Source organism: Marinitoga lauensis (assembly GCF_004135675.1).
Lineage (GTDB): Bacteria > Thermotogota > Thermotogae > Petrotogales > Petrotogaceae > Marinitoga > Marinitoga lauensis.
Window position 1 is genome coordinate 195,264 of record NZ_QHLX01000001.1, and the last position, 23,755, is coordinate 219,018.

General features: G+C 28.7%; 25 protein-coding genes and 4 pseudogenes. 9 read left to right on the plus strand and 20 right to left on the minus strand.

The annotated features are described in order from the left end of the window. Positions 1 to 8: 8 nt before the first annotated feature. The 8 genes and pseudogenes from DJ007_RS01015 to glyA form a co-directional block, all read right to left on the minus strand. The gene (locus DJ007_RS01015) at positions 9 to 833 is read right to left on the minus strand and encodes an AEC family transporter (protein WP_368359217.1); all 825 of its coding nucleotides are present in this window, start codon (positions 831 to 833) and stop codon (positions 9 to 11) included. A 93-nt stretch (positions 834 to 926) separates the two neighbouring features. After that, positions 927 to 2,132, minus strand: coding sequence for a L,D-transpeptidase family protein (locus tag DJ007_RS01020; RefSeq protein ID WP_497006733.1), 1,206 nt, complete (start codon positions 2,130 to 2,132; stop codon positions 927 to 929). A gap of 21 nt (positions 2,133 to 2,153) precedes the next feature. Then, positions 2,154 to 3,258 (minus strand): annotated as a pseudogene (coaBC, locus tag DJ007_RS01025) (bifunctional phosphopantothenoylcysteine decarboxylase/phosphopantothenate--cysteine ligase CoaBC); the annotation flags it as partial. Positions 3,259 to 3,260: 2 nt separating this feature from the next. Further along, positions 3,261 to 4,629: pseudogene (gltX, locus tag DJ007_RS01030) on the minus strand (glutamate--tRNA ligase). A gap of 1 nt (position 4,630) precedes the next feature. Beyond that, entirely contained in the window at positions 4,631 to 5,176 is a 546-nt protein-coding gene (locus DJ007_RS01035; RefSeq protein ID WP_129407950.1) for a TIGR00725 family protein, read from the minus strand. A 4-nt stretch (positions 5,177 to 5,180) separates the two neighbouring features. Further along, positions 5,181 to 5,885, minus strand: a complete 705-nt coding sequence (lptB, locus tag DJ007_RS01040) for an LPS export ABC transporter ATP-binding protein (protein ID WP_129407951.1) — start codon at positions 5,883 to 5,885, stop codon at positions 5,181 to 5,183. 4 nt (positions 5,886 to 5,889) lie between these two features. Then, positions 5,890 to 6,387, minus strand: coding sequence for an OmpH/Skp family outer membrane protein (locus DJ007_RS01045; protein WP_129408241.1), 498 nt, complete (start codon positions 6,385 to 6,387; stop codon positions 5,890 to 5,892). Positions 6,388 to 6,645: 258 nt separating this feature from the next. Beyond that, a complete protein-coding gene (glyA, locus tag DJ007_RS01050; protein WP_129407952.1) occupies positions 6,646 to 7,917 on the minus strand; it encodes a serine hydroxymethyltransferase in 1,272 nt (423 codons plus the stop codon). Between the two features lie 259 nt (positions 7,918 to 8,176). Here glyA and DJ007_RS01055 point away from each other — a divergent pair, with 259 nt between their 5' ends. The 9 genes and pseudogenes from DJ007_RS01055 (at position 8,177) to DJ007_RS01095 (ending at position 15,803) form a co-directional block, all read left to right on the plus strand. Continuing rightward, positions 8,177 to 9,427, plus strand: coding sequence for an aminotransferase-like domain-containing protein (locus DJ007_RS01055; RefSeq protein ID WP_129407953.1), 1,251 nt, complete (start codon positions 8,177 to 8,179; stop codon positions 9,425 to 9,427). Between the two features lie 20 nt (positions 9,428 to 9,447). Continuing rightward, positions 9,448 to 10,508: pseudogene (gene buk, locus DJ007_RS01060) on the plus strand (butyrate kinase). A 9-nt stretch (positions 10,509 to 10,517) separates the two neighbouring features. Beyond that, positions 10,518 to 11,411: a bifunctional enoyl-CoA hydratase/phosphate acetyltransferase gene (locus DJ007_RS01065; RefSeq protein ID WP_206075989.1), complete on the plus strand. Its 894-nt coding sequence runs from the start codon at positions 10,518 to 10,520 to the stop codon at positions 11,409 to 11,411. Between the two features lie 11 nt (positions 11,412 to 11,422). After that, positions 11,423 to 12,513 (plus strand): annotated as a pseudogene (gene buk, locus DJ007_RS19765) (butyrate kinase). Further along, positions 12,506 to 13,174 carry a cobalamin biosynthesis protein CobQ gene (locus DJ007_RS01075; protein WP_129407955.1) on the plus strand — a complete coding sequence of 223 codons (669 nt, stop codon included), beginning with the start codon at positions 12,506 to 12,508 and terminating at the stop codon, positions 13,172 to 13,174. Before buk (DJ007_RS19765) ends, DJ007_RS01075 begins: the two are co-directional and overlap by 8 nt. Positions 13,175 to 13,194: 20 nt before the next feature. Next, positions 13,195 to 13,425 carry a 4Fe-4S dicluster domain-containing protein gene (locus DJ007_RS01080; RefSeq protein WP_129407956.1) on the plus strand — a complete coding sequence of 77 codons (231 nt, stop codon included), beginning with the start codon at positions 13,195 to 13,197 and terminating at the stop codon, positions 13,423 to 13,425. A gap of 12 nt (positions 13,426 to 13,437) precedes the next feature. Beyond that, positions 13,438 to 14,493 (plus strand): 3-methyl-2-oxobutanoate dehydrogenase subunit VorB, encoded by a 1,056-nt coding sequence (locus tag DJ007_RS01085; protein ID WP_129407957.1) that lies wholly within the window; start codon positions 13,438 to 13,440, stop codon positions 14,491 to 14,493. A gap of 15 nt (positions 14,494 to 14,508) precedes the next feature. Then, entirely contained in the window at positions 14,509 to 15,264 is a 756-nt protein-coding gene (locus DJ007_RS01090) for a thiamine pyrophosphate-dependent enzyme (protein ID WP_129407958.1), read from the plus strand. Next, a complete protein-coding gene (locus tag DJ007_RS01095; RefSeq protein ID WP_129407959.1) occupies positions 15,261 to 15,803 on the plus strand; it encodes a 2-oxoacid:ferredoxin oxidoreductase subunit gamma family protein in 543 nt (180 codons plus the stop codon). The genes DJ007_RS01090 and DJ007_RS01095 overlap by 4 nt, the downstream gene beginning before the upstream one ends. 29 nt (positions 15,804 to 15,832) lie before the next feature. On the opposite strand, the gene DJ007_RS01100 is transcribed toward DJ007_RS01095, so the two are convergent. From DJ007_RS01100 to epsC, 12 genes are all read right to left on the minus strand, one after another. After that, positions 15,833 to 16,633 carry a GGDEF domain-containing protein gene (locus tag DJ007_RS01100; RefSeq protein WP_206075990.1) on the minus strand — a complete coding sequence of 267 codons (801 nt, stop codon included), beginning with the start codon at positions 16,631 to 16,633 and terminating at the stop codon, positions 15,833 to 15,835. 15 nt (positions 16,634 to 16,648) lie between these two features. Beyond that, positions 16,649 to 16,963, minus strand: coding sequence for an ArsR/SmtB family transcription factor (locus DJ007_RS01105; protein WP_240739147.1), 315 nt, complete (start codon positions 16,961 to 16,963; stop codon positions 16,649 to 16,651). 81 nt (positions 16,964 to 17,044) lie between these two features. Next, positions 17,045 to 18,322: an NAD(P)/FAD-dependent oxidoreductase gene (locus tag DJ007_RS01110; protein WP_129407961.1), complete on the minus strand. Its 1,278-nt coding sequence runs from the start codon at positions 18,320 to 18,322 to the stop codon at positions 17,045 to 17,047. A gap of 48 nt (positions 18,323 to 18,370) precedes the next feature. Further along, positions 18,371 to 18,550: an HTH domain-containing protein gene (locus DJ007_RS01115; RefSeq protein WP_129407962.1), complete on the minus strand. Its 180-nt coding sequence runs from the start codon at positions 18,548 to 18,550 to the stop codon at positions 18,371 to 18,373. A 78-nt stretch (positions 18,551 to 18,628) separates the two neighbouring features. Further along, positions 18,629 to 19,408, minus strand: coding sequence for a cytochrome b5 domain-containing protein (locus DJ007_RS15140; RefSeq protein WP_206075991.1), 780 nt, complete (start codon positions 19,406 to 19,408; stop codon positions 18,629 to 18,631). A gap of 12 nt (positions 19,409 to 19,420) precedes the next feature. Beyond that, positions 19,421 to 19,825: a hypothetical protein gene (locus DJ007_RS01130; RefSeq protein ID WP_206075992.1), complete on the minus strand. Its 405-nt coding sequence runs from the start codon at positions 19,823 to 19,825 to the stop codon at positions 19,421 to 19,423. Positions 19,826 to 19,836: 11 nt separating this feature from the next. Continuing rightward, positions 19,837 to 20,160 (minus strand): glycine betaine ABC transporter substrate-binding protein, encoded by a 324-nt coding sequence (locus tag DJ007_RS18605; protein WP_276318622.1) that lies wholly within the window; start codon positions 20,158 to 20,160, stop codon positions 19,837 to 19,839. Between the two features lie 5 nt (positions 20,161 to 20,165). After that, positions 20,166 to 20,720, minus strand: coding sequence for an ABC transporter substrate-binding protein (locus DJ007_RS18610; RefSeq protein ID WP_276318598.1), 555 nt, complete (start codon positions 20,718 to 20,720; stop codon positions 20,166 to 20,168). 13 nt (positions 20,721 to 20,733) lie between these two features. Further along, on the minus strand, positions 20,734 to 21,381 hold the full coding sequence (locus tag DJ007_RS01140) for an ABC transporter permease (RefSeq protein ID WP_129407963.1): 648 nt from the start codon (positions 21,379 to 21,381) through the stop codon (positions 20,734 to 20,736). Between the two features lies 1 nt (position 21,382). After that, on the minus strand, positions 21,383 to 22,351 hold the full coding sequence (locus DJ007_RS01145) for an ABC transporter ATP-binding protein (RefSeq protein ID WP_129408245.1): 969 nt from the start codon (positions 22,349 to 22,351) through the stop codon (positions 21,383 to 21,385). Between the two features lie 80 nt (positions 22,352 to 22,431). Further along, entirely contained in the window at positions 22,432 to 23,085 is a 654-nt protein-coding gene (locus tag DJ007_RS01150; RefSeq protein WP_129407964.1) for an ABC transporter permease, read from the minus strand. Between the two features lie 34 nt (positions 23,086 to 23,119). Continuing rightward, entirely contained in the window at positions 23,120 to 23,722 is a 603-nt protein-coding gene (epsC, locus tag DJ007_RS18615) for a serine O-acetyltransferase EpsC (RefSeq protein ID WP_129407965.1), read from the minus strand. Positions 23,723 to 23,755: the final 33 nt, after the last annotated feature.

Below are 23,755 nucleotides of genomic sequence, written 5' to 3' on the forward strand. Positions count from 1 at the left end.
ACAACCTCCTATATAAAATTTATAAGATAATACAATAAAGGTATTGTTATTATTGAAAACAAAGTACTGATAAAGACCATTAAATTTCCAAGGGCAGGGTTTATTTTCAATTCTTCAGTTATAAAAGAAACATTCATCCCAACTGGCATTCCAACTTCTATAACAAAAATTCCTGCAAGAATTGGATCTATTTTTAATAATTTAACTAAAAATACAGCTATTACTGGAAAAATTATTAATCTAAATAAAGTTGTTAAAATCGTATCATATAAATCATAAATCTTAATTTTTATTCTTGATAACGAGACTCCTATATTAATTAAAATTATTACTATACTGGCTTCTTTTATCATTTTTAAAGGTTCATATAAAGTAAAAGGCAAATTTTCCCATGATAATCCATTTGCTCCTAAAATCCAACCAACTAAAAAACCCCACAACATAGGAAGTTTCAACATATTTGTTAAACCTTTTTTTATATTTCCAGTTAAAATTACTATCCCTACGGAAAAAGATAATAAAGTCATTACAATAACATACATAACTGCTTTAGCTATATATTCTTCACCAAAAAGAGCACTTACTACAGGATAACCCAAATATCCACCATTAGAAAACATTAATGCAAATGCAATTATTCCCCATTCTGATTTTATCAATCCTATTTTCTTTAGTAGTAGTGGTAAAATTATAGCAAGAACAAATATAAATATGTATCCAAAAAAGAATGCTTTTAATTCTTTAATCATAGGAGGATTTGAATTTATTGCTGTAAATGCTAAAACATTTCCTGATATCCATAATGTCACTTTATTTAAAATTTTATTATCCAAGTTAGAAAAAGCTTTACCAAAAACATATCCCACAAAAATTATAATAAATAATGGTAAAATTTTAAAAAGCGTAAGAAAAAAAAGCAAATATAATCACCTCGCTGATTTTAAAGCGTAAACCTCTGTTCCTATCCCTGTTAAAAAATCAAGGAGTTCTACATCCTGGTTGAGCAATCTTATACATCCATGAGATATTCTTTTTCCTATTTCCCATGGTTTTGTAGTACCATGTATCCCATATTGTTCTACTGATAATTGAAGCCATCTACTGCCAACACCATTTATAATTGACCCTGGCTTTATATATTCTCCATACCAATATAATGCAGGTTCTTTTTCCTTATACATGATTCTATAATATCCTGGTGGTGTTGCATCACTTCTACCAACAGCTGCAGGAAAGGTCAATACTTTTTTTCCAAGATAATATAAATTAAGAATAGATTTATCAAGATCAACGGTTATTATTAATGGACTTTCTCCAAATTTCAATTTTCCAATTTTTAATAATTGACCAGGATAAATTGTTTTCGGGTCTGAAATATTATTATATAATATTATTTCTCCAGGTTTTACATCATATTTTCTGGCTATCTTATATATTGAATCACCTTTCTTTACAAGATAATTATCAATAAATCTTACCCGATAAGATGCTCCTTTCAAATTTGATGATGCATAAAACCAACCTTTTTTGAAAAATTTAATTTTTTTTACTCTTTCAATATTATATTTATTCAAATAAGAAATTTTTATTTCATGAAAACCATCTTCGATATCTTCAGGTAAATAATATAAATTACTTTCGCTATTGTATATTTTTATTCTATTATCAAGATATACATTTTCTACATGAAATCTCCCATTAGAGTTATTAACTAAAACACCTTTCCAACCATCTAATGTTTCTATAGTAGAAACTTCTATTTTTATTTCATCAAAAAAATCTTTAAGTTCAAGAAAATTATTAGCTATTATTTTTTTTCTTCCATTTAAAGAATCATATTCTATCTCCAGGTTTAAAACGTCATTCCTGCTAAAATCATTAATATTTATTCTTATGTCAATATAAGTCGGACTATAAGAATAATCTGGTATTATTCTAAAACCTATTGTGGTTAAAAAAACTTTAGGATTTATCATTCTTTCTTCTGTAATTACCCTTAAATAAATAATATCATTATGAAATTTTAAAAATGTTATAGAATTTTTAGCCAGAATAATAGTTTGCAATATAATCAATAATCCTAAAAGCAATATCTCTTTTTGAACTTTTTTCAACATGGGTAACATCTCCATTTTATTTATTATATCTACTTCGTTTAAATTTGAATCAAAACCTATTTCTTTTTTAGACACATCATTTGCAACTATTAAATCACAATTTTTTCTTTCAATTTCTTCTTTGCATAATCCAATAAATCATTGGTTTCCGCTGCAAAACCTACTAATACTTGATTTTCTTTTTTAACTTACCTAATTCCTTTAAAATATCTGGATTTCTTTCTAATTCCAATGTAATATTTTCATTTTCTTTCTTTATTTTTTTATCAGAATAATTTTTAATCTTATAATCCGAAACTGCTGCAGACATAATAATTATGTCAGCTTCTTTATAATGCTTCATTACCTCATTTTTCATTTCTATCGCTGTAGTTACGTTAATTAAATTTTTTAATATATATGGTGGTTTAATATTGGTTGGCCCAGAAATAAGTGTTACTTCTGCTCCTCTATATGAAAATGCTCTTGCCAATTCATATCCCATTTTCCCACTTGATTTATTCGTTATATTCCTAACAGGATCTATTGGTTCAACTGTTGGGCCAGCTGTTATTAAAACTTTTTTATTTTTCATATCTTTTTTTGCCAAAGAATATTCTAAAAATTCTAATATCATTTCATTTTCTGGATATCTACCTTTTCCAATTTCTCCACATGCCAGGTGACCAACTTCCGGTTCAACAATAATCCATCCATCATTTTTTAATATTTCTAAATTTCTTTGTAATGCTGGGGACTCATACATTCTTGTATTCATAGTGGGAACCAATATTTTAGATTTTTTTCTAAAAGCGAGAGCTATTAAAGATAATAGATCATCAGCAAATCCATTTGCAATTTTGGCAATAATATTAGCAGTTGCTGGAGCTATTACTAAAGCATCTGATTCCATTGAAAGTTGTGTATGTGGAATCCAACCGTCTTTTACTTCATTAAAATAATCTGTATAAACAGGACAATTTCCAACTGCTGAAAAAACAACAGGAGAAATCATCTTTTTAGAATCTTCTGTTAAAACAATATTTAAATCCACTTCTAATTTCCTTAATTTCGATGATAAATCTACTGCCTTATATATAGCTATACCACTACTAACTCCTAATATAACCTTTTTATTTTTAATATATTCATTTAAAAACACCTCTACTTTTTTAAACGAGAAATTGTTTTTTCTTTTCCTAAAATAGCAATTGATTCAAATAAACCAGGTGTTACTAATTTTCCTAAGACACTTCCTCTTATAATTTGAAAGGTATTCTTTTTAGAAGTTATTTTCATATCAGCTATTTGCCTAACAACTTTTTCAACATTTTCTACTGAATATTCATCCAATTTTTCAAACTCTTTTTTGTTACTTTTATCAACTCATTTGCCATTCCTTTTTCAAAAATTTTTCTATAAATTTTTCCTCATAATCAAAATCTTCAACAAAAAAATTATATGAAAAATCCTTTAATTGCTTTAATGTATTGACTTTTTCTCGACAAATAGATAAAACATTTAAAGAATAATCTTTATCTTTCAATATTTTCTCTTTAATATAAATATTATCAGTATATTCCAACCATTCAGTAAATTCATCGAACAACTCATCTATGTTTTTCATTCTTAAATGTTTTCCACATATCCATTCCAACTTTTCATAATCAAATATTACACCTTTATTTGATAGTTTTTCTGGAGAAAAACTATCAACTTTATCTTTATAATTAAAGATTTCTTCTTCTATAGTCCAACCTAATAACGCGAGATAATTCATCAAAGCTTCTTTCAATATCCCTTCTTTTCTGAAATATTCAATTGATGTTCCACCATGTCTTTTGCTTAATGGCTTTCTATCGCTTCCTAATATTAATGGTATATGCATAAATTTTGGTGGAACCCAATCCAAAGCTTTATATATCATTATTTGCTTTTGTGTATTTGAAATATGATCTTCTCCTCTAATTACATGGGTAATATTCATCAAATGATCATCAATTACCACTGTAAAATTATATACAGGTATTCCATTTGAGCGTAATATAATAAAATCACTGAGTAAATCATTTCTAAATTGAATTTTACCCTTTATAAGATCATCAAATTCAGTAATTCCTTCTCTATTAACCCTAAATTTTACTACTATACTTTCATTTTTATATTCTTCAGGATAGCTATTAGATGTATATATTTCATTATTATTTTTATCGTAAACAGCATAATATGCCATATTTTTTTCGATTAAAAAATTTATATACTTTTTATAAATATCCAATCTTTCACTTTGTCTATATGGACCATATTCTCCACCAACATCTGGGCCTTCATTCCAATTTAACCCACACCACTTTAATGAATTGATAATCTCATTTTCTGATTTTTTTGTAGATCTTTCAATATCCGTATCTTCAATTCTTAAAATAAAATCCCCATTATTTTTTTTAGCATATAACCAATTAAATAAAGCTGTTCTTGCCCCTCCAACGTGCATACTACCTGTAGGGCTGGGAGCGAATCTTAATCTGATCATTTTAAACTTCTCCTCCTCTTATTTTAACAATGGTAATTTCTAGATTTTTTAGTAGTATTTCTAATTCTTCTATATTATTTGCTATATAAATTTCAGAAAGTTTCCTGTTATCTAAATATTTTCCTTCAATTAATACATTTTGAATTCTGTCAGTCCAACCTCCAGTTCCTTTTATCAAAATTACTGGTTTTTTATTTGCATATGCCCCTAAAATCTCTATCGCCGTACCAATTTCACCACCAATACTTATAACAACATCAACACTTTTAACAAGAACATAAGACCTCATTGAAAAATCTAATCCTGTTTTTATCGATACGTCTAAATACTCATTTCCATTAATTTCCCATGGTAATATTCCAATACTTTTTCCACCGTTTTCTTTTACAGCTTTAGAAATCAATTCCATAACTCCATCTCTTCCACCACTAAATAAAATCCAGTTATTTTTTGCTATAATTTTTCCAACTTTATAAATAATATCTTTTAAAGATTCTATTGGTTCTTTATGTAGATCACCAGAATATCCTATTACTCCTACATTCATTTTATCACCAACCTAAGTAATTTTCTATTACTATTTTATCTTTTAATACTTCTTCTGGACTTCCATAAGCAATAACATTCCCCTTATGTAAAACATATAAAACATCTACGACTTCAGCAATTTCATCAACGTTATGATCTGTGACAATAACTCCTAAATTCTTTTTCGACAACGTTTTTATTATTTTTTGTATATCTTTAACTGTAATTGGATCAATCCCAACAAAAGGTTCATCTAACAGAATAAATTTCGGATTGGTTATCAATGTTCTTGCAAATTCTAACCTTCTCTTTTCACCACCAGAAAGTGAATCTGCTATTTGTTCCTTTAATTCATATATTCCAAATTCCGTTAAAATATCTTTTATAAACTCTTCCTTATTTTTGATTTTCAACATTGTAGCTATTAAATCCATATTATCCCAAACGGTTAAATTTCTAAACACAGATGGTTCCTGCGGAAGATAAGCTATTCCATTCTTAGCTCTTACATGAACAGGTAAATGCGTAATTTTTTTATTGTCCAAATATATATCCCCACTTTTAGGAACTACAATTCCCAAAATAGATTTAAATAAAGTAGACTTACCAGCACCGTTGGGACCCAAAATCCCAACAATCTTACCAGTGCTGGCTTCAAAATCTACTTTATTCAATACTGTTTTTCTCCCATACTTTTTCGTTATTTTTTTACATACAAGATTATGCATAATATTATTTTTTCAATAATTCTATAATTTGCGGTGTAATATCAACTAATTCATCGGCATAAATAACTGATGGCTCATAAAGAACCAAATTATAACCATTTTCTTTTGCATATTCTATAACTTTATTCTTTACTTCATCTAATATTTGGTTGGTTTTCTGTGTATATTCATCTTGAATTGCTTTTTGATATTCTGATACTCTTGTTTCTAATTCTTTTTGTTTTTGAGCTAATTCTTCTGCAGATGCGCCTGATTTCTTTAAATTCTCAAAATCCTGTTTCATTTGATTGATTTTATTCTGATAATATTGAAGATCATTTTTATATTTTTCCTGCAAATCCACCCATTTATAATAATTTTGAGTAACCTTTTGCATTTGAACAAAAGCAATTTTTAAGTCTTTACCTGTTTGCTTCTGACCTTCAGATATACCAATCTTCGGAATAAATAAAAATGATAATAAAACTACTGCCACAACTAAAAGTTTTGAAAAGTTTTTCACCAAAAAACACCTCCTGAATTTTATTCTTAAAATATATTATATCATCAATTTCTAATTTTAAGAAAATATTTTTATAACTATTTTGTTTTACTTTTCTTAATTTATAATACATATTTCTGAATAATTTATTGTTTTTTATTTAACATAATAATGTTATTATATCATTACCCCTATCCTCCTTAAAATAAATATAAGGAATTCACGGAGCTTTTAGCTCCGTTTTTTTATTAAAAAATAACCCCAATTGGGGGCTATTTTTTAATATATCTTTCCTTTATATAATGGGAATTTTTCACATAATTTTTTTACTTTTTCTTTTATATTGATTTTAACCTCTTCATCTAATGTTCCATCTTCATCTTTTATATTTGATATTACTTCGTTTATTAATTCAGCTATTATTTTCATTTCCTCTTCTTTCATTCCCCTTGTTGTAATTGCAGGAGTACCTATTCTAATACCACTTGTAACGAATGGAGAACGTGTTTCTTTTGGAATAGTATTTTTATTTACAGTTATACCAGAAGCTTCCAGTGCCTTTTCAGCAGCTTTACCTGTTACTCCTTTTTCATTTAAATCAACAAGGAATAAATGTGAATCTGTTCCACCAGAAACAATTCTAAATCCTAATTTTTCCATTTTTTCTGCCAACTTTTTAGCATTTTTTATAACCTGTTTTTGATATTCTTTAAATTCAGGAGTTAGCGCTTCCTTAAACGCAACTGCTTTAGCTGCAATAACATGCATTAAAGGTCCTCCTTGAATTCCAGGGAATATACTTTTATTTATCAATTTATATAATTCTTTATCATTTGTTAAAATCATTCCACCTCTTGGACCTCTTAATGTTTTATGGGTAGTTGTTGTTACAACATGTGCATATTCTAATGGATTAGGATACAATCCAGCTGCTACCAAACCAGCAAAATGCGACATATCTACTACTAAGTAAGCTCCCACTTTATCTGCAATTTCTCTAAATCTTTTAAAATCAATAATTCTTGCATAAGCACTTCCACCAGCAACAATAACTTTTGGTTTATGTTCTAAAGCTAATTTTTCTACCTCATCATAATCTATAACTTCTGTTTCTTCATTAACGCCATATTGAACAACATTAAATATTTTTCCAGAAAAATTGACAGAAGCACCATGTGTCAAATGTCCACCATGACTTAATGACATACCCATTAAGGTTTCTCCAGTTTGCATTAAAGCTAAATATACTCCCATATTTGCTTGAGATCCTGAATGTGGTTGAACATTTGCATATTTTGCTCCAAATAATTCCTTTGCCCTGTTTCTTGCTAGCGTTTCTGCTTCATCAACAAATTCACACCCACCATAATATCTTTTTTTAGGATATCCTTCTGCATATTTATTAGTTAAAACACTTCCCATTGCTTCCATTACAGCTTGAGAAGCAAAATTTTCTGAAGCTATTAATTCCAAACCATATTCTTGCCTATTCAATTCCTTCAACACTATTTCATGAATTTCGGGATCAACATTTTTTAAATTTTCCCACATATTCATTCCTCCTTAATTTTAATTATTAATTGTATCAAAATATATTACCTTTTCTTATATCGCTCATATTATACAACATTATTTTTATAAAAACCAGTATCAATATTGAAAAAAATTTCGTGAAATTTTTTTCACACAGCATATAATCACATATAATTGTATATAACCAGATATATGGCCTTATAATCAACTTTGTAAATTTTAAATTAAAAGTGTAAAATAAAACCGAGAAAAAAACTAAATTTGGAGGGGTGATATTATGAAATTCGAAAGTAAATATTCTGTAACGGTAAAAAGAATTAAATCTAACATTATTAGAGAATTGCTTAAAACAGCTACTCAAGAAGGCATTATTTCATTTGGTGGAGGAATTCCAGATCCTGAAACATTTCCAATAGAAAAATTATCAGAAATTTCCAAACAAGTTATTATGAATGAATATAAAATTGCTTTGCAATACGGCTCCACTGAAGGGGATCCAGAATTAATTAAGCAATATATCAAATTATTGGAAAAATATGAAGATATACATTGTCTTGATGAAGAAAATTTAATGATTACTACAGGTTCACAGCAGGCTTTGTTTATAATAGGCACAGTATTTTTGGATGAAGATAGCTACTGTGCAGTTAGCAAACCTATATACTTAGGTGCAGGTAGTGCATTTAACCAAAGAAATCCTAATTATATAAGTATTCCTTTAGAAAAAGATGGAATGAATTTAGATGTTTTAGAAAAAGAATTAGAAAAATTAGAAAAAGATGGGAAAATTGATAAATTCAAATTTGTATATACAGTAAGCAATTTCCACAATCCTGCTGGTACAAGTTTATCTTTAGAGAAAAGAAAAAGATTAATTGAATTAGCTGAAAAATATGACTTTATCATTATTGAAGATGATCCTTATGGTGCATTAAGATTTGAAGGAGAAAAATTACCAAGTATCTTCAAATTAAACAAAGGTGAAAGAGTTATATTATTAAACACATTTAGTAAAGTATTATCTCCTGGATTAAGAATTGGTGTAATTATAGGAAATAAAGAATTAATTAAAAAAATGGTTTTAGCTAAACAGGGTATGGATTTATGTTCTTCAACATTAACCCAAAGAATAGCAGCAAGATTTATGGAAAAATATGATTTATTCGAAGAAATACAACCTACTATCAAATTATATAAAGAAAAGAAAGATAAATTTATGGAAGCTTTAGATAAATATTTAGGAGATATTGAAGGTATTGATTGGATACATCCTGAAGGTGGATTATTCTCATGGATTACCTTACCTAAAGATTTTGACACAATGGAAATGTTTGAATTTGCAAAAGAAAACAAAATTATTTATATCCCTGGTGAAACATTTTATGTTGATGAGCCAGAAAGAAATACTATGAGAGTATCATTCTGCTTACCTTCATTTGAAGAGTTAGAAGAAGGAACAAAAAGATTAAGAAAAACTATTGAAGAATATGCTAATAAAAAAGGTTTAGAATTAAAATTAAAAAAATAATCACTAAGTGAGGTGAAAAAATGAATCGAATTTTAGTTATTAATCCAGGTTCCACTTCAACCAAAATAGCAGTTTTTGAAAACGAAAAATTAATAGTATCAGAAGAAGTTTCTCACTCTCCTGAAGAATTAGATAAATATGAAAAATTAATGGATCAAATAGATTTAAGAAGAGATGAAATAAAAGATTTTATTGAAAAATATGGATATAAAATGACAGACTTTAATGCTATTGCAGCAAGAGGGGAGTTCTACCTCCTTTAGAAAGTGGAACATATAGAGTAACAGAAGAAATGGTTGACTTTTTAAAGAATAAAACAAAAATAGAACACGCTTCAAATTTAGCTGCAGTAATTGGGTGGGAGCTGGCAGAAAATAATATACCTGTATTTATTACTGATCCTGTTTCTGTTGACGAATTTATACCTGAATCAAGAATTTCTGGAATACCTGAAATCGAAAGAAAGAGTTTGTATCATGCACTAAATATGAAAAGTGTTGCACGTAAAGCTGCTAAAGAATTAAATAAAAAATATGATGAATGTAATTTTGTAATAGTACATTTAGGTGGCGGAATTTCTATTGGAGCACAAAGAAAAGGTAAAATGATTGATGTCAATAATGCTAATGATGAAGGTCCATTTAGTCCAGAAAGAACAGGCGAACTACCTGTTGGAGACTTAGCAAAATTAGCTTTTTCTGGCAAATATTCTAAAAGGGAACTAAAAAAGAGATATATTGGCAAAGGTGGATTAGTTGCTTATCTTGGAACTAATGATTTAAGAGTTGCAATGAAAAAAGCAGAACACGATGAATATGCAAGAAAAGTTGTGGAAGCTATGGCTTATCAAATTGCTAAAGAAATTGGCGGAATGGCTGCAATATTAAAAGGAAAAGTTGATGCAATTATTATTACTGGTGGAATGGCTCGAAATGATGATTTTATTGATATGATAAAACAAAGAATATCAAAAATCGCTTTAATAATGTTATATCCTGGTTCATTCGAAATGGAAGCATTAGCCGAAGGTGCATTAAGAGTATTAAATAACGAAGAAAAGGCTAAAGATTGGAAAATGTGAGGTGAAATCATGAGAATTAATAAAATTATTGAATTAGCAAAAAATTTAGAAACTAAAAAAACAGTTGGTGTTGCTGCTGCAGAAGATGATGTTGTTTTAAAAGCAGTTACACGAGCTGTTAAAGAAGGAATATGTAATGCAGTTTTATATGGAAATGAAAATAAAATCAAAAAAATTGCAGGAGAAAATAATATTGATATTTCAAATATGGAAATTGTTCATTGCAATTCAAATAAAGAAGCTGTAATTAAAACTATAGAAGATGTTTCTAATGGAAAAACAGATTTACCTATGAAAGGTCATATCACCACAGGAGAATTATTATCTGTTTATTTAAAAGAAGAATATGGACTTAGAACAAAAGGAACAATTAATCTGGTAAGTGTTTTTGACATAGAAAAATATCATAAATTATTAATAGTTACTGATGCTGGTATGGTTATAGCACCTACACTTGAACAAAAAGTTGATTCTATAAATAATGCAGTAAAAGTTGCAAATGCTTTAGGAGTAGAAAATCCAAAAGTTGCTATTGTTGGTGCTTTAGAAAAGGTAAATCCTAAAATGCCTACTACAATGGATGCTGCCATTATAACTCAAATGAATAGACGTGGTCAGATTAAAGGCTGCATTGTCGATGGCCCTTTTGCTATGGATAATGCCATTTCAAAAGAAGCTGCTGAACATAAAGGTATTAAAAGCGAAGTTGCAGGAGATGCTGATATTGTTATTATGCCTGATATTGAAGCGGGAAACATTTTTTACAAATCCATGGTATTTTTAGCTGGCTCAAATGTAGCAAGTACAATACTTGGCGGAAAAAAACCTGTAGTTTTAACTTCAAGAGCAGATTCTGATGATGCAAAATTACTTTCAATTGCATTATCTGTACTCTTGGCTTAGGAGGTAATAATATGCATAAAATATTAGTTATAAATCCTGGATCAACATCTACAAAATTGGCTATATATGAAGATGAGAATCTCATTTCTAAAGACACTGTAAGACATTCATCAGAAGAATTAGCTCCATTTAAACATATAGCCGAACAATATGAATTCAGAAAAGAAGTCATAAAGAAATTTTTAGAAAAGGAAGGATATCATCTTTCAGCCTTCTCTGCTATTGTTGGAAGAGGTGGATTATTAAGACCTATTCCTGGTGGTGTTTATGAAATTAATGAATTAATGAAAGAGGAATTAAGAGAAAGAAAATTTGGTGAACATGCTTCAAACTTAGGTGCATTAATCGCGCACGAATTAGCTTCAGAATACAATATCCCCTCTTTTATAGCAGATCCTGTTGTTGTAGATGAGATGATTGATATTGCCAGGTTTTCAGGACATCCAGATTTTGAAAGAAAATCTATTTTCCATGCATTAAATCAAAAAGCTGTTGCGAGAGCAACTGCAGAAAAAATGAATAAAAAATATGAAGAAGTTAATTTGATTGTTGTACATATGGGCGGTGGTATTTCAATTGGAGCCCATAAAAAAGGAAAAGTAATTGATGTAAATAACGCTCTTGATGGCGACGGCCCTTTTACCCCGAAAGGTCTGGAACATTACCAATGACTCAAATAATAGATTTAGCTTATTCTGGAAAAATGACATTAGATGAAATGAAAAAAAGAATAAAAGGAAAAGGTGGATTAGTTGCTTACCTTGATACAAATGACGCATTAGAAGTTCAAAAAAGAGTAGAAGATGGCGAAGAGTATGCAACTCTCATTTACAGAGCAATGGCTTTACAAATATCAAAATGGATAGGAAAAATGGCAGCAGCATTAAGCTTTGAAGTTGATGGAATTGTGTTAACTGGTGGTTTGGCTTATGATAAAGACAATATGATTAAATGGTTAACTGAACATACACAATTCATTGCACCAATTTATGTTATTCCTGGTGGTGATGAAGAAAAAGCTTTAGCAGAAGCGGCATTAAGAGTCCTAACCGGTAAAGAAAAAGCTAAAAAATATCCACCCAAGGAGGAACATAATGCTTAATACAAATTATAAATGTCATGTTATTATTGGTATGTTTGGCTCTGGAAAAACTGAGATTGCATTAAATTCGGCAATTTATTTAAAAGAAAAATATGATAACGTTGCTATTGCTGATATTGATGTAATCAGTCCATATTTTAGAACTAGAGATGAAATAGATGTTTTAGAAAATATGGGAATAAAAGTTATAACTCCTCCAAGAAAATTTATGCACGCTGATTTACCAATAATACCACCTGCTGTTGGAGGTTATATTGTTAATCCGGAATTTCAAACAATTATTGATGCTGGTGGAAATGAAGATGGTTCGACCGTTGTTGGGTCTTTGAAAAATTTTCTTGATCAAACAAAAACAGCTACATATTTTGTTGTCAATACAAAAAGACCGTTTATGAATACAGTTGAAGATATTGAATATTACATTGAACGATTAAGTGCAAAAGCCAGAAGAAGAGTTGATTTCTTAGTTTCAAACTCAAATCTTCAAAATGAAACCACAGAAGAAATAATATTAAGTGGTGAAAAATTATTAAAAGAGGTTTCAGAAAAGACAGGAATCCCTGTTGCTTTTACTGTTGTCCCCGAATTTTTAAAGGATATTAAAACTGAATTTCCAAAATTTGTATTAAAAAGATTTTTAGATAAAGTATATCAATTATGATTTAAAAAAGGAGGGATACGATGGAATACAAAAACAAGGTTGAAATTGATCAAGAAAGATGTAAAGGATGTGGTCTTTGTATAGATGCATGTCCTACGGGTACATTGGGTTTTTCTGAAGGTTTTAATGCTAAAGGATATCATCCTGCTGCAGTAGTTAATCCAGAAAAATGTATTGGATGTGGATTCTGTTATCAAATGTGTCCCGATGTATGTATAACAGTTTCAACATTAGAAAAAGCTAAAGCTTAAGGAGGGATATTGATGGCTGAAAAAGTAATGGTAAAAGGTACTGAAGCAATTGGTGAAGCCGCCATAAGGGCTGGATGTAGATTATATTTTGGTTATCCTATTACACCACAAAGTGAATTAACTGAATATATGTCAAGGAGAATGCCTCAAGTTGATGGTGTTTTTTTACAAGCAGAAAGTGAAGTTGCTGCTGTAAATATGTTATATGGTGCAGCATCAACAGGACATAGAGTTATGACTTCAACATCTTCACCAGGTTATAGTTTAATGCAAGAAGGTGTTTCATATATTGCTGGTGCAGAATTACCAGTTGTATTTGTTAATGTTGTTAGAGGTGGTCCTGGATTAGGCGATATTCAACCTGCTCAAAGCGATTATTTCCAGGCTACAAAAGGTGGAGGACACGGTGATTATAGACTTGTTGTTTATGGTCCAGAATCATTGCAAGAAGCTGTTGAATTAACCGCAAAAGCTTTCGATGTAGCAGATAAATACAGAAATCCTGCTTTAATTCTTGCAGATGGTATGTTGGGTCAAATGATGGAACCAGTTGAGTTCCCTGAATTTAGAGACTTAAGCACTTTACCAGATCATAGTTCATGGGCAATGCAAGGTGCTAAAGGAAGAGAACCACACAAAATAACTTCATTTGATATAAATGAGTATGTATTAGAACAAATGAATTTAAGATATCAAGAAAAATATAAGAAAATCATTGAAAACGAACAAATGTGGGAAGAATATAAAACAGATGATGCTGATATAATAATAGTAGCATATGGTACAATGGGAAGAATCGCAAAAACAATTGTAAATATGGCCAGAGAAAAAGGTGTTAAAGCTGGTTTATTTAGACCTATTACTTTATGGCCTTATCCATATGAAGCATTGGCAAAATTAGCTGATCAAGCTAAATTATTCTTTACAGTAGAAATGAGTATGGGGCAAATGGTAGAAGACGTAAAATTAGCTGTTAATGGTAAAAAAACTGTTGAATTCTATGGTAGAACTGGTGGAGTTGTTCCTACACCAAATGAAGTATTAGCAAAATTAATGGAATTGATATAAGAAAGGAGGAAAATTATGTCTTATAAAATAAAATTTAAAGGTCCAGAATCTTTAAGTGGAAAAGAATTTACATATTGTCCAGGATGTCATCATGGAATTGTACATAGACTTGTTGCTGAAGTTATAGACGAATTAGGAATAAGAGAAAAAACATTGATGGTTGCTCCAGTAGGATGTTCTGTTTTTGCATACGAATTCTTTGATGTTGATGGAACAGTTGCACCTCACGGAAGAGCTCCAGCAGTTGCTACAGGTATGAAAAGAGCAATGCCAGAAAATGTAGTTTTCACATACCAGGGCGACGGTGACTTAGCAGCTATTGGTACAGCTGAAATCTTACATGCTGCAAATAGAGGAGAAAAAATAACTACTATATTTATAAATAATGCTATATATGGTATGACTGGAGGTCAAATGGCTCCTACAACATTATTAGGTATGAAAACAACTACTTCACCATATGGAAGAAGTGCTGAAAATGAAGGTTATCCTCTACATATGGCTGAACTATTATCAAACTTACCTGGTGTTGCTTATTTAGCAAGAACAAAGGTTAACAAACCACAAGATGTATTAAAAACTAAAAAAATGATTAAAAAAGCTTTCTTAGCTCAAATTGAAGGTAAAGGTTTTGGTATGGTTGAAGTATTATCAACATGTCCTACAAACTGGGGTATTCCACCAGTTGAAGCAAACAAATGGTTAGAAGAAAATATGGTCCCAGAATATCCATTAGGTGTTTATGTTGATAAGGTGGGTGATGAAAAATGAAACATCATGCATTTATAGCTGCTGGTTTTGGTGGACAGGGTGTTATGTTATTTGGAAAAATTTTATCCTTAGCTGCAATGTATGAAAATCTATATACTACATGGTTACCTTCATACGGTCCAGAAATGCGTGGAGGTACAGCAAACTGTACAGTAGTTCTTTCAGAAGAATATATTGCTTCACCAGTTGTTGATCAACCAACAGAAGTTATTGCATTCAATATTCCTTCAATGTATAAATTCGAAAAATTATTACCAGAAAATGGAATTCTATTATTAAACTCGTCAGTTATTGACAGAGATCCAGAAAGAACTGATATTCAAGTTTTCAAGATTCCTGCAAATGATATTGCTGATGAATTAGGTAACGTAAAGGTTCAAAATATGGTTATGTTAGGCGCTTACTTAAAAGCCACAGGAGCTGTTTCTTTTGATTCAGTAAAAAAAGCTTTGGAAAAATCATTAAAAGGTAAAAAAGCAGAATTATTGGATATAAATTTAAAAGCTATTGAAGCAGGAATGAATGCTTTAGTAAAATAAAATAATCCCCGGTGATTTTTTCACCGGGATTATTCATAAAATTCTATTCTATTTTTACCATTATCCTTAGCTCTATATACAGCTAAATCGGCTTCTTTAATCAATTGATCTACATTTTTATTTCCATCAAATATTGATAATCCTTGACTCACTGTTATTTTAATTTGGTGACCATTTATATGTACAACATTATTTTCTACTGCTAATCTTATTCTTTCACTAACTTTAAGTGCATTTTCCTTAGAAATGTTAGATAATACTATCAAAAATTCTTCTCCGCCAAGCCTTCCAATAGAATCATAATATCTAATCTTTTTTCTTATAAGTTCAATAGTTTTTCTTAAAACTTCATCACCTGCATCATGACCGTAGGTATCGTTAACTCTTTTAAAGTTATCAAAGTCAAGCATTGAAACAACAAATGTCCTATTTTCCCTTTTCGATCTTTCTATTTCTTTTTTTAAAAAATCTGTAATAGCCCTTCTATTATAAACACCTGTTAAATAATCAATTAAGGACAATTTCCTTAATTCATTTATTAATTTAACTTTTTTTAACCCAATTCCTATTCTATAGTTTAATTCTTCAACATTGACTGGATTTAAAATAAAATCATCCGCTTCCAATAGTTTCTCATCTAAAGAATCAACTACCAAAATCGTATAAATATTATTTTTTGATAAATTACCTGATACAATAATATCTACAGAATTCAATTCTGTATTTTCATCAAAAAATACATATTCAAATTTTAGATTTTCTAGTTTTTCTTTATCTATAAGATCTTTTTCTATTGCAATCATACTATTATTATACCATAAAAAATCCACATCTAAAGATGTGGATTAAGAATTTTTTATCATTTTATGAGCTTCTTGCAATTCCTCATGAACAATATTTTTAGCATCATTAAATAATTTAAATATTGCCTCATATTTCAAATCACAAAAAACAATATTACCTTCTTTTCTTTTTCTAACTATACCAACATTTTCTAATATTTTTAAATGTTGAGAAATACTTGATTGAGTTAAACCAAGCTCCTCTGAAATTTCAATTATATTGCATTTCCTATTTTTTAATATTTTTAATATTCTCAAACGAGTTGGATGAGACAATGCTTTAAAAATTTCTGCAATTAATTCACATTCATCCATCATTTTAGCCTCTCTTTTTTTTAATATTAATCACTCTTCAAATATAGTATAATCTAATTTATTTAAATTATATAATGAATAAATTTAATTTTCTATTAATTTTCTCGCTTCAATTATTCCATGAGCTGTTGCATGTACAATACTTCTTGTTTGACCTGAACAATCTCCAATAAACTTTAAATTTTCAAATAAATTGTTATCTAATTTTTTTCCATAAAATTTAACTTCTACACCATATAAAAGATTTTCTTCATCAGCAACACCTGGAATAATTTTATTTAAATTATCTATAAATTCTATTAATGATACCGATGTTTTACTTGGAAAAACAAGATTTAAATCACCTAAAACATATTCTTCAGAACTTAATGTTGGAAACACTTTCCATAATTTTTTTGTTCTTTTTCCTTTTTTGAAATCACCGTATGTTTGTAATATAACTTTATTTCCACCAGCTAAAATATTAGATAATTTTGCAATATATGAACCATATCCATTTGGATCATTAAAAGGTTTTGTAAATGAATGTGTTACCAATATAGCAAAATTAGTATTAGTAGATTTTTGATCATGAATTGCATGTCCATTTACCGTAATAAAATCTGAATATTTTTCAGTAACTACATATCCTGATGGATTATTACAAAATGTTCTTACCAACTGACCGTTAGATGATTTGAATTTTACTTTAAATTCATACAATGCCTCATTTAACTCTTTAACAACAATATCAGGTAATTCAAATCTTACTCCCAAATCTACTTTTGTATTGGATAATATAATATCTGGATATTTCTTTGTTAATGTATCTATTAATTTAAATCCACTTCTTCCTACAGCGATATACACCCTGTCAAATTCTTCTTTTATTTCCTCTCTTATTTCTCTATCTATATATTCAACAATTACTTTTTCATTTATCTCTATATCTTTAACTAATGAATTAAATTTAAAATGCACTCCTTTTCTAACAAATTCCTCATGTGCATTTTTCAAAAAAATCTTTAACTTATCTGTTCCAATATGAAAAAATTCTGATTCCACCAATTTAAATCCATTTATAAAAAATTTCTTTTGTAATTCTTCTAAATTTTCTCTTGTTCCTATTTCAGGCTCAGTTTCTGATAATTCAGAATAATAATCTACAATTTCTTTTTGCAACTGTTTATCAAACAATATTTCTTCTAAATCTCCACCCATTTCCGATGAAACAAATAATTTCCCATCTGCTCTGATACCGCTTATCGAAGAAGAAAAAATATCTTTGTTCATTTCATATACAATTACTTCATGTTTGTTTGAATCTACCTCTTTTAAGAATCCCACTGCTGCTGCACCAAAACCTATAATAGCTATTCTCATGTTATTCCTCCTTCCAAAATAAAAAAACTGAAACCTTTCGGTTTCAGCCTATTTTTTTATAGTATAATAGCATCTCTTTGGAGATACAACTTTTTCTTCTTTTTTTAATTTTTTTATAGCTTTATCCACTTCCTTTTTGTCTAATCCTGCTTTTTCTGCAATTTCCGCTGATTTTAATGGTTCATTAGATTCAGATAAAACCTTTACTACTAATTCAATAGAATCCATAAAAATCCCTCCTCATTACACATTTAGTATTATATATTTTTACGCAATTTTTGTCAACTATAGTATTATTTTTTATATCTATTTTATTAAAAGCCCTATTTTATATACATTTTCTAATTTTTTCAACCCATGTGGCGATAATTCTGTTATTTCATAGGTTAAATCCATGCCTGCTTCATGTTGTCCTTTATGTTCACCATTTTTCCACAATTTTGAATGCGTTACATCATATACTACTCCATTTACCGCTACATATGCCTTATTTCCATTTTTTCCATTAAATTTCTTTAATTCTTTTAAATCTAAAGCTAAAATACCCACTGGATATACTTTATCTAATTTTTTTAATCCATGTGGCGATAATTCTGTTATTTCATAGGTTAAATCCATGCCTGCTTCATGTTGTCCTTTATGCTCACCATTCTTCCACAATTTTGAATGTGTTACATCATATACTATTCCATTCACTGCTACATATGCCTTATTTCCATTTTTTCCATTAAATTTCTTTAATTCTTCAAATGTAAATATAAGATATCCAACTGTTTCTGCCTTTTCTAATTTTCCTAATCCATGTGGCGATAATTCTGTTATTTCATAAGTTAAATCTTTTCCTGCTTCATATCCTTTATGTTTTCCGTTCTTCCAGTCTTTTAAATACGTCACATCATATACTATTCCATTTACTGCAATCCAGGTGTCATTTCCATTTTTACCATTATTGTTTTTCAAAACTTCATATGGAATCAATGAATATTTAGGCTGAAATTTTTCTAAATTTAATTCTTCTATACTCAAAATTTCTGAAAAAGTGAACACACTTAAAACTACAAAAACAAATACAAAAAACTTTCTCATAAAAATTCCTCCTTATAACAACCACGGATCTATTAAATGAATCAATAACAATATAATTAAAATAAACCCAACATATCTATGCCATTTAATCCATGCTTTCTTAAATAATTTTATTTTTCTTAATAAATAAACCAGGAACATTAAAATAATTCCAAACCATAAAATTATCCCTGTATGTAAATAAAGATTTCCATTTAGTTCTATATAACCATGAATAATACCTGTAATAATCAACAAAATACCGGACAATTTATGATATCTTTGTAGTATTTTAATAATACCAATAAAATATTTTTCAATTCTATAATTTTTATTTCTTATAAAAACTCTATATATTCTTCTCACTACAAATAATGAAAGGTTAAATGATAAAAAGAAGACATTTAACCAACCGAGTGATTCAATTATTTCCTGCACTATTTATCACCTTACTTAATTAATCCTAATCCTTTAAGATAATTCTTTGCCACAATTTCCGGTTCTAATCCAACAACATCTACTAAATAATTAAGCCTAATAATAATATTTTCATTCAAATATAATGTCAATGGTTTTAGAATTTCTTTTATTTCAGGATATTTTTTTAAGATTTCTTCTCTTACTAAAACTGCAGGATTATATAAAGGAAAGAAATGTTTATCATCCTCTAAAACTATCAATTTATATTTAAGTAGCTTTGCGTCTGTAGAATAAACCATCGCTACATCTATTTTCCCAGAGGAAACCGCTTCATATGTAAGTCCTGCTTCCATAGTTTTCACATTTTTTTAGGAACATTCATATTATATGCTCTGGCCATTGCAAAAAAACCATCTGCTCTTTCATAAAATTCCGGATTAACTCCAAAAATAACCTTATTACCTTCATTGACAAATTTTGCTAAATCCGATAAAGTTCTTAAATTATTTTTCTCTGCAAATTCACTTTTTACAGCCATTGCATAAGTATCATTAAATGGTATCATATTTATCCAAACAATCTTATTTTTCTCATAATCAAGTTTTGATACTTCATTAAATAATTCATAAGGATTATAGATATTCTTTTTTTGTTTAAAATATGCAGCCCATGCAGTTCCTGTATATTCTGAATAAATATCCACCTGTCCATTCTCTATGGCAGCCCTTAGAGGAAATGATGTTAATCCAAATTGCTCCTCAACTTTAAATCCTGCATCTTTAAGAAGATAAGATATCATATTGGCAATAATATAACCTTCGGTAAACATTTTAGAACCAACTACAACAGTCTTTGCTGCAAATACATTAAAACTCATAATCACAATTAACATTACAATTCCAAATTTTTTCATAATAAAACCCCTCCTAAATTTCATTTATTAAACCTTTTGAAACATATTTTTTCTCTAATGCACCTAAAAAAGCATCAACTCCAACCGCCAAGATAGAAACAGGAACAACTCCAGCAAATATCATTGGTGCATTATAATGCGAAAGACCTGTAAATATAATTACTCCCAATCCTCCACCGCCTATAACAGATGCTACCGTAGCAGTTGCAATATTTATTACAGCTGAATTTCTCAACCCAGAAAATATTGCTGGTAAAGCTATTGGTATTTCAATTTTATATAAAATATCCCTTTCACTCATTCCCATTCCTTTTGCAACTTCATAAATGTTAGAATTTATACTTACTATACCAGAAGTTGTATTGAAAATAATAGGAACCAATCCATATAAAAACAAAGCTGTTATTGCAGTAATTTTTCCTATACCCATAAATAAAAATATTAAAGCTATTACAGCAACACTTGGTATAGATTGGGTTATTCCTGTTATAGATAATGCTAAGTTAGTATATTTTTTTCTTTTTTCACGAGTAATATAAATTCCAATAAAAATGCCTATTGCCGAAGATAAAAACCAGGATAAGAAAAATATAAATAAATGTTCTAAAGTTCTTTGAATTACCATATCAAAATTACTAAACATATAAGAAAATATATACATATTATTCCCCCAATATAGAGTTATATTCTAAAACTCCAATAACTTCACCTTTTTTCAAAATTGGTAGATAATGAATATTATTTTTAAACATTATATTTATTCCTTCCAAAACACTATTATCAAAGTTAATGTATTCTTTTCTTAAATTCTTCCTTTTATTTTTCACATCATTTAATGTCAAAAATCCTTCATACTTCTTATCAAAAAAAACATAACATTTTGATTTCAGTTTTTTAATTTCCTCAAATGATTTTACAATAATAAAATTATTTTTCAATAATTTTTCAGCTTTTACAAACTCTAAAAAGTTTAATTCTGCATTTTTCCCTAACAAATTTTTAACAAAATCATTTTTAGGTTTTTTAATAATGCTTAAAGTCCCATCATATTGTTCTAATGTACCTTTATTAAAAATAGCTATTTTATCTCCTAATTTTATTGCTTCTCTAATATCATGAGTAACAAATACTATTGTCTTTTTTAATCTTTCTTGAATTGTTAAAAATACATCTTGGAGTATTTCCCTATTTATAGGGTCTATTGCACCAAAAGGTTCATCCATTAATAAAATCTTCGGATCTGCTGCTAATGCTCTTGCAACACCAATTCTTTGCCGTTGCCCACCAGATAATTCAAGAGGATATTTATCAACTACTTCATCATATTCTAAATTTACAAGTTCTATTAACTCTTTTACCCTATTTTTTATTTTTTTCTTATCCCACCCAAGTAATTTTGGAACAACAGAAATATTTTCAAAAACATTGTAATGTGGAAATAATCCAATTTCTTGAATAACATATCCAATACTTCTTCTTAATTGTATTTTATCTATTTTATCAATTGAAATACCATCAAATTGAATATCTCCAGATGTTCTTTCAATAAGTCTGTTAATAAGCTTTAAAGTTGTTGTCTTACCACAACCAGACGGACCTATCAAAACGGTTATTTTTCCATCATCAATCATTAAATCCAAATCTTTTACTGCATAAAAATCGCCATATTTTTTTGATATTTTTTTAATTCAATAGCCATTTTTCTCCTCCATTATTTTATCTTTAATCCTCTTGGAGTAATTACCTCTTCAATTTTTAACATTAAATAGTTTAACCCTATTCCTAAAATTGCAAGCAAAATTACCCCTGTTATTATCATTTCATATCTACCTCTACTAAGCCCGGCAAAGATAAAATATCCTAATCCACCAGCAGCAATATAATAACCTATTGTTGCAACACCAACACCCATAACCACTGAATTTCTAATTCCAGACATTATTATAGGAAGAGAAAGAGGAATTTTTATTTTAAATAAAATTTGAAATTCTGTCATCCCCATACCTTTAGCTGATTCTATCATCCGTTTATCTAATGTTTTTACTGCAACCAGAGTATTTCTAATCATAGGCAAAAGCGAATAAATTACAAGGGCAATTATAGCAGGAGGTTTACCTAAACTCATATGAAAAGGAGCAAGAAGAATTACCATTATTCCAAAAAGTGCAGGAGAAGGAATTGTCATCAAAATATTTGCTATATATAGTACTATTTGAGAAATTTTTCGATTTTTGGAAATCAACAATCCTATACCCACACCTATAATTATTGCAAATGGTAATGCAGTACCTATAATCTGAAGATGATTTAAAAGTTCTTTTATTATTTTTTCATAATTGTATGAAAGATATTTTATGTAAGACATTTTATCCCCCAGGAATATTATAACGTAATTGCAATTAAATTACAAAATCAAAATTATGATTTATTTCATACAAATGTTCCTGATCATAATCAAAAGATTTTATCTTTGCCGGGATACCAGCTACCAGGCAATTGGAAGGAACATCTTTTAAAACAATTGAGTTGGCAGCAACCACAGAGTTATCTCCCACGACAATATCTCCTAAAACCTTTGCTCCAGTTCCAATTATAACATTTTTTCCAATAGTTGGATGTCTTTTACCCTTCTTTATATGTTTTGCACCTAATGTTACTTGATGATAAATTAATGTTCCGCTTCCCACAGTAGCAGTTGAACCTATAACTACTCCTATTCCATGGTCTATTACAATTCCGGGGTCTAATCTTGCTGCAGGATGAATATCCATAGAATACAATATTTTACTTAACATATATAAAAAATAAGCTATTGGATATATTTTATACTTATAGAAAAAATGATAAATTCTATAATAAACCAGACCATGAAACGCTGTATTAAATAAAACTACACCTATTTTATTATTAGAAGCCGGATCTTTAATAATATATTCATTTAAGTCCTTTTTTAAATTTTTAAAAATTTGAATAAAATCTATTATAAAATTTACTATTATCATATTATCACCTCGATTTAAATCGGATATTTTTTG